This is a genomic window from Sphingobium fuliginis, assembly GCF_004152845.1.
Lineage (GTDB): Bacteria > Pseudomonadota > Alphaproteobacteria > Sphingomonadales > Sphingomonadaceae > Sphingobium > Sphingobium fuliginis.
Genome location: NZ_SEON01000001.1, coordinates 793,219 through 810,247 on the forward strand (window position 1 = coordinate 793,219; position 17,029 = coordinate 810,247).

Genomic DNA, 17,029 nt, shown 5'->3' on the forward strand with positions numbered 1-17,029 from the left:
GGAGCATCGGGCCGCTTCAACGCAGCGCCGCGTCTCGCTTCACGTCCGCGATGATGTCGCGCAGCGAACGGGCGGAAGGCGCCGCATCGGCATAGCGGATGGCACGCAGGTCGACCGCCAGCCGCGGCTGGGCAGCGGACCTGCGCAACGGAGCGCTATCCTCCTCCGGATCGTCCTTGGTCACCGTCATGCTGGCGAAGCGCGTGCTGACGCCCAGCGCCGGATCGGTCCGGAACTCGCGCAATTGCGGCTTGTCGGGATAGATGAAGCCGAAGGTCGGGTTGCTGCGCGCGCCCATCCGGTTGGTCGGGCTGTGCCAGACGCGCACCTCGCTCCAGTCGCCTTCTTCGGATACGTCGACTGCGAGAACATCCTCCTCGATCGCGCCGGGCACCGACCAGTTGGCATGCCGGATCAGCACGCGCCGGTCGTCCAGCACCCTGCTGACCACCGCGACATGGCCCAGCACCATCGGGCCGACGGGACGGAAGGCCAGCACCGCTCCCCTGCGGGGCGCATGCCCGCGCTTATAATGGTTTTCCGCCTGGTCCCACCAGGTCAGCGCGTCGCCATAGATCTGGACGCCCGACACGGTGCGCGCATAGGGCACGCATTGCAGCACGGTCGCGCCCAGCACAGGCGTCGTTGTCAGGCCAGCCAGCAGCAAGGCCGCCCAGCGCATCATTCCCACTTTCATGCGACCCCAAAAGTCTCAGAATCGCCCCACCGCCGACGAAATTAGGCGGCGGCCATTAGGAAATGGTTAAAATGTCAGAAAGCACCCCGCGCGGCGTCGGAGCCTGCCGTCGCGCGATCCGCCATGGCGATCTGCACCGGAGCGTCGCTCGCCTTGTGCGCGTAGATGAAGCCTTTGGCGGGGTTCGGCCGCAGACCCAGATCCCCGATCGGGCCATACCAGACGCGCACATCGGTCCAGTCATTGTTCGGGGACACGTCGATGGCGCGGACATTGCGCTCTACGCCGCCGCGATAGGACCAGTTGGCATGGGTCAACAGCACTTCGCGTTCGCTGACCACCTTGCTGACCATGGCGACATGGCCGACCGGCATCGAACGGCTCGCCGAGAAGGCAAGGACGGCGCCGACACGGGGTTCATGGCCGCGTTCATAGCGGCCATCGGCCTGACCCCACCAGGTGTTGGCATTGCCATATAGCTCGATACCGGAAACCTGCCGGGCGAAGGGCGCGCACTGGAGGACGCCGGCAGCGGCCGGGGTCGTGATCAGGGCACCGAGTGCAAGCGTTGCCGCTGCGACAATAGCGCGAAAACCACCGATCATAGGAATGCGACCCCCGACTATTTGAACGACTTAACCCCGTGCCATGCTTTAGGGCAGACGCCGGACGCGTTGAAAAGCAGCCAGCGACGAGTCGTTGTTGCGGCGCGTCAATCTGCGGAACGAAAGACGTGCCCCGCCGTTACGCAAAACCGGCTGGCCACAGGCAAGCCGTTGAAAAGTGCGGATTCCGTCCCCGTCATCCAGACCTGGCCGCCGGTTTCCCGCAGCCGGTCGAACAGCGCGGCCCGCCGCGACGGGTCGAGATGCGCCGCCACTTCGTCGAGCAGCAGCACCGGCGGCTGGCCGCGATGAGCCGCCACCAGAGCCGCATGGGCGAGGAGGATGGAGAGCAGCAGCGCCTTCTGCTCGCCGGTCGAACAGAGCGCAGCAGCCTGCGCCTTGGCGGCGTGAACGACGGCAAGGTCCTGCCGGTGCGGGCCGGACAAGGTGCGACCGGCAGCGGCATCGCGGCGGCGTTCGCGGGCCAGGCGAAGCCCCAGGGGCTCGTCGCCCTCCCCCTCCCCCTCGATCGCCAGCAGCGGACGGGCGAAGGGATGGTCGGGCTGGTCCTCCAGCGCGGCCTGCAAGCGGCCGACCAGATCGGCGCGCGCGACGGCAAGCGCCGCGCCATGCTCGTCCATCTGCGTTTCAAGCGCGCTCAGCCAGGAAGGATCGGCGGCGGACAGATCGTTAAGCAGCCGGTTGCGCGCCCGCATCGCCGCCTCGTAGCGGGCGCTGTGCGCGGCATGGGCGGGGTGAAGCGCCAGCGTCAGCCGGTCCAGGAAACGACGCCGCCCGCCGGGACTGTCCATGAACAGCCGGTCCATGGCCGGCGTCAACCACACGATGGACAGATGATCCGCCAGCGCATTGGCGGAGGAGGCGACGCCCCCGATCCGCACCTGACGCCGGTCGGGGGCCGAAGCGAGAACCCCTGTACCCAGCATCACGCCGTCCACTTCCGCCGCTATGCCGAAACCGCCCGCCCCGTCCTGCCGGACCATGTCGCGCAGGGCCGCGCCGCGCAGGCCGCGTCCCGGCGCCAACATCGACACGGCTTCCAATATGTTGGTCTTGCCCGCGCCATTATCCCCGGTCAGCACGATGAAACTGTGATCGGGCATGATCAGCGCATCCGCATGATTGCGGAAATCGCTCAAGGTAAGACGGCCGATCATGAGGCGGCTCTAACCAGTGCGGCGGCTTTGGGAAAGCTTGGAGTAAGCATTCCGCGCTCCTCCGCAGGCAGGAACCCAATTCTGCCGCCCGATCCCGTTTCCCGCCTTCGCAGGAACAGGCCGAAGATCAACTACACCGCTTCCGCGTCACCGCCCGGCCGTCGTCGATCACCGTCAACTCCCGCCCGCTGGCCGAGGGCCGCAATTCCAGCTTCCTGTTCCAGCTCTGCCCTTCGCCGGTGAAGGCCGCGTCGATGCGGATGCGGCCGTCTGGGCCGTGTGACACGCCGGTCGCCTTCCCCTCGCTCTCCAGAAAGACCAGGCTGGTCGGCGTGATCGTCAGCTCCAGCTCGGTCGCGCGGTCGGCACAGCTTTCGTCCAGGCCCGTCCATCGCCCCTGCACGCTGGCGGGGATGGTCGACCCCACCGGCACGGGCTTGGATGGAATCTCCGGCGCGGGTTCAGCGGTCTGGATACCGTTCGCGCCTTCCGGCACCTGCTGCACTTCGTTCATCGCTTCGTCGACGATATTGGTGGCTATCCCGGGCTGATCGCCCGGCTTGTCGCCGCACGCCGCAAGGACGAGCAGCGGCAGGAGAATCATCGCGCGCATGGGAGGAAAACCGGCATTCGGCCAATGGGTTCCGGCCAGCGCGCGTTCCTGCTTCATCCCTGCCACACTCCTTCTCGGCCACTTCTCAGCCACGGCTTATGCCATGGCGCGCCGGAAAGGGGCTGACTTTTCTTCCCCCGCGATCCGGCTGGGCCACTGGCGGACTTGCGCGCGGCGAACGTTGCAGTCATCACCATGGCCGAAGGGATGGACTATCGGAAGCCCCCCACCGCCTGAATGAAGAGGAAGCCGATGATGAGAAGCCTGAAGATCGCTCTCGCCCTTGCCGCTGCCGCCGTCGGTTCGCAGGCCGCCATGGCGGCGCTGGCCGTCGGGGCCAAGGCGCCCGACTTCACCACCCGCGGCGCGCTGGCGGGGAAGACCTTCACCCTGACCCTGTCGCACCAGTTGAAGCGCGGGCCGGTGGTGCTTTATTTCTTCCCCAAGGCGTTCACCCCCGGCTGCTCCGCCGAAGCGCGGGAATTCGCCGAACATATCGAGGATTTCAGGAAGGCTGGCGCGACCGTGATCGGCATGTCGGCCGATCCGGTGGACGATCTGGTCGCCTTCTCCACCAAGGAATGCGCGGGCAAGTTCGCCGTGGCGTCGGCTGGTCCCAACATCGTGTCGGGCTATGACGTGGCGCTGAAGATGCGGCCGGGCATGACCGACCGCACTTCCTATGTCATCGCGCCCAGCGGCCGCATCGCCTTCGTCCATAGCGAGATGAACTATGCCGGCCATGTGAAGAGCACGCTCGCCGCCGTCGAGGCGATGAAGCAGAAATAAGGGCAGCCGCCGCCCTGCAAAGCCGTCATGCCGAACTTGCTTCAGCATGGCGGTAAAGAATGAACATATGGCAAGGGCGCCGCTTTCAGCTCAGCCCAAGCCGAACGATCCCTATCGCTTCACATATTTGCCGAACCAGCCGAGCGTCGCGTCCCACGCGGCCTTGGCGGCGGCTTCGTTGTAGCTGGGGCGATAGTCGGCCATGAAGCCATGGTCGGCGCCAGGGTAGACGGTGATCGCGTCCGGCGGCGACTTGCCCGCGATCTTCAGCGCTGCCTGCATCTTCTCGACGTCAGCCACCGGAATGCCCTTGTCCAGCGCGCCATATTGGCCAAGCACCGGGGCCTTGAGCCGGTTCACCTGCTCGATGACGCTCAGCGGCTGCAATTCGGTCTTGTCGCTGACCAGCCGGCCGTAAAATGCGACGCCCGCGTCCAGTTCCCCGCTGTGGGCGGCGTAGAGCCACACGACCCGCCCGCCCCAGCAAAAGCCGGTGATGCCGCGCCGCCTGCCGTCCCCGCCATGGCTGCCCGCCCAGGCATAGGTGGCGTCGATGTCCTTCAACACCTGCTCGTCGGAGGCCTTGGACACGATGGTGCCGACCAGTTGCCTGAAATCAGTCACCTTGGTCGCATCGCCATGGCGCGCGAACAGGTCGGGAGCGATGGCGTAATAACCCGCCTTTGCAAAGCGGCGGCAGATATCGCGGATCCATTCATGCACGCCGAAAATCTCATGCACCACGACGATGACGGGCGCAGCCTTGCCGGCGGCGGGACGAGCGACGAAAGCAGGCATGGCAAAGCCGTCGCTCGCCCCGATCGAGACGCTTTCTTCCTTCAACCCTTCGCCGGAGGTCTGGACCGCGCTGCTGGACACAGGCCGGCAGGCTGCGGCGAAGCCCGCAGCGAACGCCCCGCCCACCAGCAGCTTGCGCCGGTCGAGGCCGGTCGAACCGATCCAGTTGCTGTCTTCGGGCAAACGTTCCGGCTGATCCCGTTCATCGGTCATGCGCGTCTCTCCTCAAGCCATGGCGGGAGAGCCTAGAGCATCATGCAGAAAAGTGGGAACCGGTTTTCTGCATGATGCCCAGGCTTTTGTTTTGCTGCGTTTTCCGAGCCAGCAGATCATTCTATCCGCCCGGAAAACGCTCCAGCCGCGCCCGGGCCTCGCGCAAGCCATTCTCAACTCAGGAAATCACCGCTCTCGATCCGTTCCAGCCCGACGACGTCGCGATTGTAGATATAGGTCCATGCCTCCACCGGCCCATGTTCGCCCAGGACGATCAGCCGTTCGCGACGATATTCATGCGGCTGGGGGAAGTGGGCAGCGCATTCCTCATAATCGTCGAGCGCGGCAAGCACCGCCTCCGGATCGGGGAGCGCGAACAGGTCGCCCGTCACGTCACCGGTCCCGCCAGGCACGAAGCCCGGATAGGCCGCCACGCGATAAAGCGCGCCTTGCGCGACGGCTGGGCCGACAGGACGGGCCGCATCGCCCAACCAGCGGGCCATCGGTTCGTCGCAACCGGGCCGGAGCGTGCCGTAGACGAAGAGAAGCGGCCCCTTCAGACGATCACCCTGCAAATATTCCCGACTTGCAGGAAATTTGCCCAATTAGCGGAAAATTTCCCGCCCAAAAATGAGGAATGGGCCGCGAAAATGCCTGAAAATCGGGTCGAAATCGAAATTGGCACGGCTCCTGCAATCTTCCTTGCATCACGGCCGGACTGTCCGGCCAAGCACAAATCAGGGAGTATATCATGTTCGCCAAGCTTCAAAACGCCGCCTTTGCCCTTACCGGCGCCCTGCTGGTTTCCGCGCTCTTCATCGGCGCCGCCGTTCCGATCGCGCCGATCGCCTGATCCCGCCATATCTCTTCAAGAAGGCCAGATTCATGAACAACAGCTTCACCCTCGACCGCCGCAATGGAAAGATCATGGGCGTGTGCGCCGGGCTTTCCAACCGCACCGGCCTGGATGTCACGCTGATCCGGATTGCGCTCGTGCTGCTGACGCTGTGCGCCCTGGGTCCGGTCGGCCTCGTCGCTTATCTGCTGGCGGGCTGGCTGGCGGAGGGTTGATCAAGTCCCGCGATAATGAAAGAGCCGCCCATGGCAATATCCAGGGCGGCTCTTCCGATGTCCATCAAGGACTCTTTGGATCGGGTCATGTTGCGCTCAGGCAAACAGCACCGAATAGAAGGTCAGCATCTGCGCGCCGACCGCAACCATAAGGGCAACGCCCTGAACCGTATGTCGCATATCATTCGTCCTGCAAGTCATTGTTATTTATCGCCACCAGGGGCGAGCGGGCCTATGCGCCCGACATGATGTTGTAACAATCGCAAAGGACGATTTCGCAGTTGCAGCAAATGCAACAGTCGATGTTACTGCAAAGCCACAATCATGGCCTGCGCTGCGGCGGGGGCGCGGACCTTCGCCCCGCTGATGAAGAAGGCGTAGACGTCGCCTCTGGCGGCCCGTTCGCACGCCACCTCCGCCCAGCCCTTGATCTCCTCCGCCGAATAGCCAGTCGGCTCCTCCTCCCGCGTGCGCATCAGACGGGCATAGGAAAAGCCGACCTCCTGGCCTTGCAGCGCCGGATATTCCGGATGGTCGGCATAGACCACGGCCGCGCCGGCCCGCCGCGCGAGGTCGAAAAAGACGGGATCATCGAAACTCTCATGCCGCACCTCCAGTGCGTGGCGCAAAGGCACGCCGTCGATGCTGGCCGGCAGCAGCTTCAGGAAAGCGCCGAAATCCTCCGCATCGAATTTCTTGGTCGGCATGAATTGCCAGAGGATCGGCCCCAACCGGTCGCCCAGCTCGACCAGACCCTGGTTGATGAACTTGGCAATGGATTCGCCCCCCTCCGCCAGCACGCGCCGATTGGTGCAGTAGCGCGACGCCTTCACCGCGAACTGGAAGCCATCCGGCACGGCCTTGGCCCAGCCGGCGAAGGTCGCCGGCTTTTGCGTGCTGTAATAGGTGGCATTGATCTCCGTCGCGGTCAGATGCTGGCCCACATAGGCCAGTTCGTCCTTCTGCCGCAGCCCTTCGGGATAGAAGGTGCCGCGCCATGGTTCGAAGATCCAACCGCCGATGCCGACCCTGATCTTTCCGCTCATCCTGGACTCTCCTTTCCCGCCATCCTGATCGGCAAAGGCGATCAGAGCCAGAGGGAAAAGCTGTTGGCACCTATTGCGAACGAATCTTAATTGAGCGGCAACAGGAGCACAGAGCCATGTCCACAGACCTGATCAAGACCGCCACCTATCTCAGCATCCACCTGACCGTGGGCTTCTCGGTCGCTTATCTGATGACCGGTTCCGTCGCCATGGCTGGCGGGATCGCGCTGATCGAACCGATGATCAACGCCGTCGCCTTCTTCTTCCATGAGCAGGCGTGGAAGAAGATCACCGCTCGTCCGCCACGCGGCGCGGGGCGGGAATGGGTTCGCGATCAGGCCGCCTTCGCCTGAAAGCCGCAACCTTCGACGGAATCCTGGGGGCGGCCTGCCCGTCCGGCCATGGCGCTGCCCATCACGCGCCGCTGCCGGGCAAGGGCGCAAAAACGATCCGCAAACGCCCGATCCGATCACTTTGCGGATCGAATTCGAAAAGGTCGATCAGGTCGGTATCGACATCGGGCTGGCCATGCCGGCTCCAGCGATAGGCGAAATGGGCAATCAGCCGCTCGGGCTGCGTCGGACTGACGTACAGGCTGTGCAGGTCGACGCTGGCGCTGATCGTGTCCGCGAACAGCTTTTCGTAAAATGGGCGGACGGGCTCTTCCCCATAGACGGGCGAAATCACCTTGCCATCGGCTGCGAAGCATTGGAGCACGCCGTTCAGGTCGCCCTTTTCCATGGCGGACAAATAGGCGCGCACGATCCGTTCGCGACGGTCGGACATGATTTCCTCCTTCTATCGGGCTTGGTCTGTTCGCGGGCGGATCAGCCCATCTGCGGGTCCGGGGCGTAGGCGATGGCGCGCATCTCGACCAGCAGCAGCGGATGGGGAAGCTGATGGACGGCGACCGTCGTCCGGGTGGGGCCGGTCTCGTCGAAATATTCCGCCCACACTTCGTTGAAGCCACCGAAATCGTTCATGCTGACGAGAAAGCAACTTACCTCGACAAGATCCGACAGGTCGAGGCCGGCGGCCGCCAATATATCCCTGATATTCTCGATGACGGCGCGGGTCTGCGCCTTGATGTCCAATTGGGTGACGCCCATTTCGTCGACATCGGAACCCTCGATGCTGTTGTCCGGCTTTCGCGCGCTGGTGCCCGATATGAAGATGAAGTCCCCGGCCCGCCGATAATGGGGAAATTGCCCGCGCGGCTTCGCCTTGCCCTCCACTATGCCGGCCGGCGCCGCCGCAAGACGGCCATTGGGTGCCGGCTGCAGGCCGATCTTCAATTCATCTGTCATCTTCATTGCACCGTAAACTCTATCGAACCGATCTTTCGAACGCGAAGCCCATGATGAACGCCTGGCCGCCCCGCTTGTGCCGGACGGGCCATTTGCTGCCAGAACCCGCCCCCGGGGCCTAGCGCCAATCGACATTCAGCCCTGACGGCCTGCAAATGACGCTTTTCCGTGCTTCCGGTGCTCACGTACTTTGAGTACGCTGCGCGCCGGGTCACGGAAAACCACCATTTTCGGCTCGTCATCTTCTGAATGTCGATCGGCTCTAGCGCCTCTCCCGCCGCCGCCGCAAGCGAAGGGGGACAAGCGCGGCCTTCAAGCGCGAAGTCCGAACCGCCCGGCGCGTCCGGCGACATGGAGTCAAGGGAATGGCGATGCCGGCTGACGGCCATGGTCCGCCGGATCAGGCCAGCTTGAACTCGACCACGGCCGCACCCGCGCCATAGGTCGACCCATAGCCATGGACATGGGCATTCTTGAAATCGCCCACGCCCCCCAACAGCCAGGCCAGATGCTTCATCCCCATGTCGGTCTTCGCCGCCGCGGCGAAGTCATCCAGTCCGGCGCGCAAGCGGTCCGCCCCGCCCTGCTCCATCGCGGCAAGCAGCGCGCGATTGGCGGCGTCGCTCTGCTCATCCACGATACGATCCTCGGCTATGTCGATATCCTTGTCGAAATAGCCGGCGGAAAGGCCGCCGACCGCGATCACCGCCGCGCGCTTGCCCTGAAGATCGGCCTGCTCCGCCGCCACCCGGCCCAGCGCCTCCGTCGTGGCGAAATCATGATAGAGGTTGTTGGCGGCGACCACCGTCGGAATCGTTCCGCCGGGGTTTAGGAAGGCGTTGGCGACGATCGTTCCGCTGTCGATCGGAAAGCCTTCATAATCGACCGCCTTGGATCGATGGCCCGCCGCATTGGCCCCCGCGACGCACGCCTGAGCCAGCGAAACATCCGCACGCAAGTCCATCTGGAGGTCGCCATAATCATACCAGTTCTCATCGACATGGACGCCCGTGCTGTGCGGACGCGCCTGCCACAGTTCGTCCAGCACGGCGAACCATTGGGTCGAATAGATCAGCAGCACGTCGGGCCGGCTGGCGCGCAGCGCCTCGCCCGCCGCTTTCGCCGCCGTGGCGAGCGGAGCCCAGGGCGGATTGTCCTGGCGCAGGAAGGGCAGCGGATTGCCCGGCATCAGAAATGCGGAAACGACCGGCATGATATGTCCTCGTATCTCGATTGGGGCTCAGGCCGCCAGGCGCCATTCCATGACGGCGTTGCCGGTGCCGATGACCGTGCCGTAGCCGTGAAGCTCCGCAGGCGTGGTGGGATATTCCATGGCGGAGATCATCCAGGGGAAGGCCCCGGACTTCACTTCGGCAAAGGCTTCCTCCACCCATTCGGGGAACAGGCGCATCACCTCCCGGATCTCGCCCCTGCGCATGAGTTCGATCATGCGCATGTCCCATTTGTAGCCCTTGTAGCTTTGCGGATGCTCCCGGCTCATATCCTCGGGAATCTCCGGCTCCTCATGGAAATGATAGTGCGAGAAGGTGTTGGACGCGAGCAGCACGGCCCGCTTGCCGCTTTTCTCGATCGCCCGCCGCGTCGCTTCGCCCAGCCGCTCCATCTCCTCCACGCCCTCGTCGAGGGTCAGATAATAAGGCGAATTATTGGCCGAAATGCCGACGACCGGGATGTCCCATTGCGGACGGACCATGTGCAGCGTGGTGATCGTGCCATAATCCACCCGGAAGTTCGGATTGCGCATCATCTTGGCGGTCAGGCCAAGCGCCTGCGCCTCGCCGCAGCAGGCTTCGGCAAGGTCGACGTCGACGTTCAGGTCGAAGGCAAAGCGGAAGAGGTTGGGGAAGATCGGATCGACCGACTTGCCCGACAGACGCTCCACGCCCAGGAAATGGTGGCCGACTGTGGTGATCCAGTGCGGCGAATGGACGAGCAGCACGTCGGGCTTCAGTTCCTCGATGCTCTTGCGCGCCTTTTCATAGGCCCAGCGCAGCGGCTCCCACCCGCCCTCCGAGCGCGGCTCGTTCTGCGGGGGATTTTCGGCATAGACGAGATGGGGAGGATGCGGCGCCACGAAGCCCGCGAGAATCTTACCTTGGGACATGAGCTCTCTCCGATTCTCATTAAGTAAGAAAAATAATTCGTCTTGTAAGATTGGTATCAAGCCTGCAGGAAGCCGTCAACGAAAGTCTGCGGGCCTTGCAACGGGCCGATCATTCGGAATCGGGCAGCCCTTCATGGCTTCGGCCGCTTCACATGCCGTTCTAGCATGCGGCGGCCAACGACCGCGCCATAGACATTGCCCTGATCGTCGACACCCACGCCTTCGGCCCCGGAATGCCTGGGTTCCGCCGCTTCGGCATCCTCGATGAAGGCGTCGACCCTTCCGGTCCGGGCACTGCCGATACGGATACCGCGACGGATGCGGGCATCCTGATTGCGGCCCTCGACCGGACTGGATTCGGAATCCGCGACATAGAGCCTGTCCTTCCCGTCGATATAGATGCCGCTGGGGCGACCGAACTGATGCCATTGGGCCAGGAACTTGCCGTCCGGGCTGAAGATCTGGATGCGGTTATTCTCCCGATCGGCCACGAACAGCCGCCCACGGGAATCGAGCGCCAGACTGTGAGGCTCGCTGAACTCGCCAGGACCGCTCCCCTTGCGCCCCCATTGCCCGATGAACTTGCCGTCCTTCGAGAATTTCAGCACCCGGTTGTTCTTGCCGCCGGGCGAATGACTTTCGGACACGAAGAAGTCGCCCTTGCGCGTGACCACGACGTCATTGGGCTGATCCAGAAAGTCTGTGGCGGAACCCAGCGCATCGTGACCCAGCGTCATCAGCACCTTGCCGTCCGGATCGAATTTCACGATCTTGCCGCCATTGTCGCCCGATCCACGCTCGGCCAGGAAAACGGAACCCAGATCGGTGACCCACAAATTGCCCTGCGGATCGACGGTCGCCCCATGGGGGAAGCGAAACAGGCCCTGGCCGAATGCCTTCAGAAGTCGGCCCTGCGCATCGAATTTCAGGATCGGCGGTTCGGGCCGGTCGATGCAGGAATTCTCAAAGCAGCGATGGATGACGTAGATGACGCCGCCCGGGGCCGATTCCACCGCCGTCACCGCCGCCCATTTCATGCCCGCGGGCAAAGTGCCCCAATCCCGGGTCGTTTCATAAGGCTGAGGCAGGTCGTTGCGCGGAGCCGCATCGCGCGCGACCGCAACGGCGGGCAGCAGCATCGTCGCCGCGAAGGCCAATAATCCGGAACCCAGTCGCAATGTCGCCTCCTCCCATCGATGCATCATCCCGACGCCTTCACGCATCGGGCCGTCCAGCCGCCCCCTTCAGCGGGGCGGGATTTCGTAGGTGACAGGCACCCAGGCATAGCCGCGTTCGGCCTTGCGGATATGCCCCAGTCCGGGAAAGGGCAGGTGCGCGGCGGCGACCAGATAGCGCCCGTCCGCTGCATCCTTCAGCGCCGCCAACCGGCTCGCCGTCGCCTTTGCAGGATCGATGTCGGAATACATGGCCACTTCCGGCAGCTCGAGCTGGACCTGCCCGAAATGCATGATGTCGCCCCAGAAGAGCAGGCGCTCGCCCTTCGATTCCACCTCGAAAAAGGCGTGGCCGGGCGAATGTCCGCGAGAGGCGATGGCGCGTATGCCGGGAAGCACTTCCCCCGTGCCGTCGAAATATTGGAGCCTGCCGCGCCGGCTATAGGCGTCCATCGACTCCTTGACCGCCCGGAAGCGATATTTGCCGAGCTTGCCCTGATCCTCCGGCGCCTTCGCCGCTTCGGCCGGGTCCAGCCACAGCGCCGCATCGGTCTTGTCGGCATAGACGGTCGCATTGGGGAATGCCGGCTGCCCATCCTTCACCAGGCCGCCGATATGGTCGGGATGCATGTGCGTGATCAGCACGGCATCGACCTGATCCGGCCGGTACCCCGCCGCCCGCAGGCTTTCGGCAAGCCCGCCCAGACGCGGCCCCAGAACCTTTCCGGCGCCCGTGTCCACCAGCATCAGGCGGTCGCCCGTGTTGATCAGGAAGGCATTGACGGACGTGGGCACGGCATCCGGCTCGAACCGCTTGCGCAGCATCGCGGCCACCTCGCCCGCCGTCGTGTTCGTCAAGAGCTTTGCCGGCGGGAAGTCGACGACGCCGTCATTGAGCGCCGTGATCTCATAGTCGCCCAGCATCATGCGATAAAAGCCCGGCGCCTGGCTTTTCACCATCGGCACCTTCGCCGCCGGAGCCTGCGCCGCGCCACCGCCCGCCGCCGCCAACAGGGCGAGGGCGGCTGCCCGCCAGAACCGGCGACGCGCCCGCCCTCCGGGCATGGCGGACATTGCGGACCTTCGGCTCAAACGAACATCGGGCATCCACGTCTCTCCCTTCCCGGAACCCTGCATGAAATATATTATCTCGATATGCAAGATATAAAAGTCGTTAGATGAGAATTTATGTCACACAGCCACGGCTGGCGCTCGCGCGACATCGCACGATGGAACGGACAAGGATCAAACAGCAGGCGCGCGATCCCGGCACCGGGCCGGAACCGCCCTGATTTCCGTCCTAACGCGATTTCTTAATCAGCGATCGATTGCGTCGCCTGGAAATCGCTCCGGTCGAGGGCCATGGCGTCATTCGTCCGGGGCGATATGGGAACCCGGCTTGAACGCGATGGCGGTGATCATGATCCCCTGATGGGGATGGGGCAGTTCCTTGACCGCGACGGTGTTGCGCGCAGGGCCTTCGAAGCCGAAATAATCGGCATAGACGCGGTTGAAGGTCTCATAATCGGCCATGTCGAGCAGGTGGACCTGAATATCGACGATGTCCGCCAGCGACGCGCCCGCCGTTGCCAGCATGTCCCGGATCGCGTCGAAGATGAAGCGCGCCTGCCGCTCTATGTCGATCACGACCTTGCCGTCTTCTCCAACGGTCGCGCCCTCGAAACTGTCATCCGGCCGCCGCGCGCTGGTGCCCGAAATGAACAGGAAATCCGCCACGCGCTTCAGGTGCGGGAAATTGCCGCGCGGCTTGGCGCGCGACGGGAAAACCCGGCTTTCGATCGACAGCGACCGTTCGATCTGGGTCACGCTGCCGGCGATCGCGGACCGCGCCTTCGCCAACTGCTCGTCGCCCAGCCGCGAACTGGGCGCGGACAGCGCGATCGCCGCCACCACCTGGCCCCGCATGTTATGCAGCGGCAGGGCGATCGAACGAAGCCCCTCCTCCCATTCCTCATTGTCCACCGCATAGCCCTGCTTCGCGATGCGGCCGAGTTCGGCCATGAGCTGCCCCGGATCGACGATGGTGCCGGGCGTGTAGCGCCTGAGCTCCGCATTGGCGAGGAAGCTGGCGCGGTGACTCTCGCTCATCGAGGCGATGAACAGCTTGCCCGCGGAGGTGCAGTGAAGCGGAAACGGCTCGCCCACCGGATGGCTGATGACCAGCGAACGGTCGGGCCGCGCCACGGCCGCATTGATCGCCTGGTTCCCGCTGCGCGCGACGCAGTGGACGGCTTCGCGGAATTCATCGGCCAGAGCCTCCAGATGCGGATGCGCCGCATTCACCAGCAGCACGTCGCCTTCCACCCGGGCGCCAAGGTCGGCCAGGGCCGGCCCCAGATGGAAACCGCCCTTGCGCCCGCGCGCGACCGCACCCTCACCTTCCAACGTCAGCAGGAAGCGATGCACCGTCGCCATATTGCTGCCCACCGCGCGGGCAACCTCCGTCGCGCTCAGATCACGACCCGCGCCCGCTATGGCCCGCAGGATCGCAAACGCCCGCGTCACCGAATTATTCTTCGGCGTTAGAACCGGTCCGCGAATGAATACTTCTCCCAATCCAAACCCAAGGCGCCACCCCGGGCGCGAAACTCCAGCTAGCAGCTTCCTTCCACAGGGGAAACCTTCCTGAACAGATGCCACGCACCCTGATTGCGCCTTGACAGACGCTGCAAATCACCATCATATCGCGATATAGGCAATTGAAATCTTATTAATTAAGATAAATAATGGCTATCATCAGGGCGCGCAACCGCCTGCTGCCACGGCGCTTTCGGAATAACAATATGTTAGGACGCGGGCCCTTTGCTTGAGAGCCTTATTCGGTCGACAATGGGCCCGGAGGGATGACTATGCGGCGCTGTTTCCTTGCCATGGCGATGCTGATCGGCTGCATCGGCTCAGCGCCCGTTCCCGCCCAGAAACCCGCCGCCGACGCCCCCCGGTTCGAACCCGACGCGCAATGGCCAAGGCCCCTGCCCGGCAACTGGATATTGGGCCAGGTCTCGGGCGTCGCCGTCGACAAGGACGATAATGTCTGGATCATCCAGCGGCCGGGTTCGCTGCTCGACGACGAGAAGGGCGCGCAGAAATCTCCGCCTGAGTCGCTTTGCTGCTCGGCTGCTCCGCCGGTCATGAAATTCGACCAGCAGGGCAATCTTCTCGCCGCCTGGGGCGGAGCCAGGCAGGGCCATCCATGGGTGCAGATGGAACATGGCATCCATGTCGACGATGCGGGCCATGTCTTCATCGCCGGCAATCTGGACGGCGACCAGGTGCTGGAGTTCACCGGCGACGGCAAGTTCATCCGCCAGTTCGGGGCCGACGACGGCACCAAGGGGTCGAATTCCACGACGCGGCTGGGACGCCCGGCGCATATGATGACGGACAGCGCGGCGAACGAACTCTATGTCGCGGACGGATATGGCAATCGCCGGGTGATCGTCTTCGACCTGTCGACCGGTGCATATAAGCGGCATTGGGGCGGCAGCGGTTCGGTGCCCAATGACGACAAGCTGCCGCCCTATTCGCCCGCTTCGGTATCGCAGGGATTCAACAACCCGGTTCATTGCGTGCGCATCGCCCGCGACGGTCTGGTCTATGTCTGCGACCGGGCCAACGACCGGATACAGGTGTTCCGCAAGGACGGCACCTATGTGCGCGAGTTCAAGGTGGAGCCCCAGACGCTGGGCAGCGGATCGGTGTGGGACCTCGTCCTGTCCGAAGACGCCGCGCAACGCTATATCTTCGTGGCCGACGGCGGCAACGGACAGGTCGTCACCCTGCTCCGCCAGACCGGCGCGTTCGTCACGAAATGGGGCCGCGCGGGCCGCCAGCCCGGCCAGTTCAAGTCGATCCACAACATCGCGATCGATTCGAAAGGCAATCTCTACACGGCGGAAGTCGGTTATGGCCGCCGGGTGCAGCGCTTCAAACGCCAGCATTAAGCCCGGCGGGAAATATCGGCCTCGGCAGGGGAGGGGGCGCTCCTTGCCGCATCGCTCCTTTTAAGCACGACAAGCCAGAGGCAAGCCCCGGACCGGATTTCCGACGGCCCGGATAGCGGCGCGATGACCTGACGGTCCGTCGAAGCGGCCGTTCGCGGGCGGCATCGCATCGCCCCGCCGCCATGAACCGGCGCCCCTCCATCCTGCCGCAGCCGCCTGCAAAAGGCCCGCGACCGGCCGGAATGCGAAATCATGTTGCCAAGATTTGCGCGCGGGAAGAGAAAGGCCTGTCAAAGGAGACTATTTTGCCGCGCAGTAGCACCAAATCCCGGACCGTGACGATCAAGCAGGTCGCGGAGGCCGCTGCGGTTCACCCGTCGACCGTCTCCCGCGCGCTCAACCCAGCGACCCGCTATCTGGTCGCGGAGGAAGTGGCTGAACGCGTGCTCGCGGCGGCGCAGCGCCTTGGCTACCGGCGCAACCTGCTCGCCGCGGGCCTGCGCACCGGCCGCTCGCATCTTGTCGGCATGCTCGTGCCCGACATCGCGAATACCGTCTTTTCCCCGATCCTCAGCGGCGCGGCGGAAAGGCTTGCGGCGGAAGGCTTCTCGACCGTGGTTGCCGATGTGGGGCGGGATTCCAGCCGGCAGCTGGAGATCGTGCGCGAGCTGGCGACGCGGCAGATCGAGGGATTGATCCTGGCGACCGTCCAGCGCGACGACCCGGTGGTCGATTTCTGTCTCGAACAGGGGCTTCCGGCGGTTCTCGTCAACCGGGCGGAGGAAAAGCGCCGATTGTCGGCCGTCGTCTCCGACGACGCGCTGGGAATGCAACTTGCGGTCGACCATGTCGTGGAACTGGGACATCGCAGGATCGCACATCTCGCAGGACCGGAGACGGTGTCCACCGGCCATCTGCGGCGGCGCGCCTTTTATGGCGCGATGGAGCAGCACGACCTTCGTTCGACCGAGCCGCTGCACGAAGCAGCCGAAGGCTATTCGCGGGAAGAGGGCGCGATTGCGACCCGCCGCCTGCTGGACCGTGACCCCGACATCACCGCGATCGTCGCCGCAAACGACCTTCTCGCACTGGGCGCCTATGATGCGCTGAAGGAACGCGGCCTTCGGTGCCCGGAGGACATATCGATCGTCGGGCATAACGACATGCCCATGATGGATCTGGTGACGCCGCCGCTGACGACGATACGCATCGGCCATAATGCCCTGGGGCGGGAGGCGGCCGACCTTCTGCTGCAACGCATTCGCGGGGATGATCCGGAGATCCGCAACATCGTGCTCGCGCCTTCGCTCGTCGTGCGGGAATCGACGGCTCGACCCCGGCAGGGGCAGGCAAAGAGGACGCGATCGGCGAAGGCGACGAGAACGGCCGTGGCGGGATAACCGGAAGGTCCAGCCGAACCGAGGCTGGACGTCAGGCATGGAGCGAA

19 protein-coding genes are annotated in these 17,029 nt (G+C 64.2%); 5 read left to right on the forward strand and 14 right to left on the reverse strand.

Annotation, left to right across the window (positions count from 1 at the left end; all coding sequences use genetic code 11):
- Positions 1-16: 16 nt before the first annotated feature.
- The 4 genes from EWH10_RS04050 to EWH10_RS04065 all read right to left on the reverse strand — a co-directional run bounded on the left by EWH10_RS04050 (position 17) and on the right by EWH10_RS04065 (position 3,150).
- Complete coding sequence (locus EWH10_RS04050; RefSeq protein ID WP_044660349.1) at positions 17-685, reverse strand: CHAP domain-containing protein; 669 nt, start codon at positions 683-685, stop codon at positions 17-19.
- Positions 686-771: 86 nt separating this feature from the next.
- Complete coding sequence (locus EWH10_RS04055; RefSeq protein ID WP_025549682.1) at positions 772-1,302, reverse strand: CHAP domain-containing protein; 531 nt, start codon at positions 1,300-1,302, stop codon at positions 772-774.
- A gap of 107 nt (positions 1,303-1,409) precedes the next feature.
- Entirely contained in the window at positions 1,410-2,480 is a 1,071-nt protein-coding gene (gene recF / locus EWH10_RS04060) for a DNA replication/repair protein RecF (protein WP_044660350.1), read from the reverse strand.
- Positions 2,481-2,607: 127 nt separating this feature from the next.
- Positions 2,608-3,150 carry a hypothetical protein gene (locus tag EWH10_RS04065; protein ID WP_044660351.1) on the reverse strand — a complete coding sequence of 181 codons (543 nt, stop codon included), beginning with the start codon at positions 3,148-3,150 and terminating at the stop codon, positions 2,608-2,610.
- Positions 3,151-3,345: 195 nt separating this feature from the next.
- Between EWH10_RS04065 and EWH10_RS04070 the strand changes: the two genes are divergently transcribed.
- Positions 3,346-3,882 carry a peroxiredoxin gene (locus tag EWH10_RS04070; RefSeq protein WP_371873047.1) on the forward strand — a complete coding sequence of 179 codons (537 nt, stop codon included), beginning with the start codon at positions 3,346-3,348 and terminating at the stop codon, positions 3,880-3,882.
- Positions 3,883-3,993: 111 nt separating this feature from the next.
- Here the strand turns inward: EWH10_RS04070 and EWH10_RS04075 are convergent, their stop codons facing one another.
- Together EWH10_RS04075 and EWH10_RS04080 are read right to left on the reverse strand one after the other, a co-directional pair.
- Positions 3,994-4,893 carry a dienelactone hydrolase family protein gene (locus tag EWH10_RS04075; RefSeq protein WP_044660352.1) on the reverse strand — a complete coding sequence of 300 codons (900 nt, stop codon included), beginning with the start codon at positions 4,891-4,893 and terminating at the stop codon, positions 3,994-3,996.
- 173 nt (positions 4,894-5,066) lie between these two features.
- Positions 5,067-5,453 (reverse strand): gamma-glutamylcyclotransferase family protein, encoded by a 387-nt coding sequence (locus tag EWH10_RS04080; protein WP_083198935.1) that lies wholly within the window; start codon positions 5,451-5,453, stop codon positions 5,067-5,069.
- Positions 5,454-5,778: 325 nt separating this feature from the next.
- Here EWH10_RS04080 and EWH10_RS04085 point away from each other — a divergent pair, with 325 nt between their 5' ends.
- Complete coding sequence (locus EWH10_RS04085; protein ID WP_044660354.1) at positions 5,779-5,964, forward strand: PspC domain-containing protein; 186 nt, start codon at positions 5,779-5,781, stop codon at positions 5,962-5,964.
- A gap of 305 nt (positions 5,965-6,269) precedes the next feature.
- Here the strand turns inward: EWH10_RS04085 and EWH10_RS04090 are convergent, their stop codons facing one another.
- The gene (locus EWH10_RS04090; protein ID WP_044660355.1) at positions 6,270-7,010 is read right to left on the reverse strand and encodes a DUF72 domain-containing protein; all 741 of its coding nucleotides are present in this window, start codon (positions 7,008-7,010) and stop codon (positions 6,270-6,272) included.
- 116 nt (positions 7,011-7,126) lie between these two features.
- On the opposite strand from EWH10_RS04090, the gene EWH10_RS04095 reads away from it, so the two are divergent.
- Positions 7,127-7,363 carry a DUF2061 domain-containing protein gene (locus tag EWH10_RS04095; RefSeq protein WP_044660356.1) on the forward strand — a complete coding sequence of 79 codons (237 nt, stop codon included), beginning with the start codon at positions 7,127-7,129 and terminating at the stop codon, positions 7,361-7,363.
- A 61-nt stretch (positions 7,364-7,424) separates the two neighbouring features.
- On the opposite strand, the gene EWH10_RS04100 is transcribed toward EWH10_RS04095, so the two are convergent.
- The 7 genes from EWH10_RS04100 to EWH10_RS04130 all read right to left on the reverse strand — a co-directional run bounded on the left by EWH10_RS04100 (position 7,425) and on the right by EWH10_RS04130 (position 14,143).
- Positions 7,425-7,796, reverse strand: coding sequence for a nuclear transport factor 2 family protein (locus EWH10_RS04100; RefSeq protein WP_025549689.1), 372 nt, complete (start codon positions 7,794-7,796; stop codon positions 7,425-7,427).
- Positions 7,797-7,837: 41 nt separating this feature from the next.
- Entirely contained in the window at positions 7,838-8,323 is a 486-nt protein-coding gene (locus EWH10_RS04105) for a RidA family protein (protein WP_229742342.1), read from the reverse strand.
- Positions 8,324-8,717: 394 nt separating this feature from the next.
- Positions 8,718-9,530: a DODA-type extradiol aromatic ring-opening family dioxygenase gene (locus tag EWH10_RS04110; RefSeq protein ID WP_044660357.1), complete on the reverse strand. Its 813-nt coding sequence runs from the start codon at positions 9,528-9,530 to the stop codon at positions 8,718-8,720.
- 27 nt (positions 9,531-9,557) lie between these two features.
- Positions 9,558-10,442 carry a DODA-type extradiol aromatic ring-opening family dioxygenase gene (locus EWH10_RS04115; RefSeq protein ID WP_037482922.1) on the reverse strand — a complete coding sequence of 295 codons (885 nt, stop codon included), beginning with the start codon at positions 10,440-10,442 and terminating at the stop codon, positions 9,558-9,560.
- A 131-nt stretch (positions 10,443-10,573) separates the two neighbouring features.
- Positions 10,574-11,647 carry a peptidyl-alpha-hydroxyglycine alpha-amidating lyase family protein gene (locus EWH10_RS04120; RefSeq protein ID WP_165363313.1) on the reverse strand — a complete coding sequence of 358 codons (1,074 nt, stop codon included), beginning with the start codon at positions 11,645-11,647 and terminating at the stop codon, positions 10,574-10,576.
- 39 nt (positions 11,648-11,686) lie between these two features.
- A complete protein-coding gene (locus EWH10_RS04125; protein WP_044660358.1) occupies positions 11,687-12,691 on the reverse strand; it encodes an MBL fold metallo-hydrolase in 1,005 nt (334 codons plus the stop codon).
- A gap of 294 nt (positions 12,692-12,985) precedes the next feature.
- Positions 12,986-14,143, reverse strand: a complete 1,158-nt coding sequence (locus tag EWH10_RS04130) for an IclR family transcriptional regulator domain-containing protein (RefSeq protein WP_137710225.1) — start codon at positions 14,141-14,143, stop codon at positions 12,986-12,988.
- A 344-nt stretch (positions 14,144-14,487) separates the two neighbouring features.
- Between EWH10_RS04130 and EWH10_RS04135 the strand changes: the two genes are divergently transcribed.
- Both EWH10_RS04135 and EWH10_RS04140 read left to right on the forward strand, forming a co-directional pair.
- A complete protein-coding gene (locus tag EWH10_RS04135) occupies positions 14,488-15,582 on the forward strand; it encodes an NHL repeat-containing protein (protein WP_197565233.1) in 1,095 nt (364 codons plus the stop codon).
- A 305-nt stretch (positions 15,583-15,887) separates the two neighbouring features.
- Positions 15,888-16,982, forward strand: coding sequence for a LacI family DNA-binding transcriptional regulator (locus EWH10_RS04140; protein ID WP_037482940.1), 1,095 nt, complete (start codon positions 15,888-15,890; stop codon positions 16,980-16,982).
- Positions 16,983-17,029: the final 47 nt, after the last annotated feature.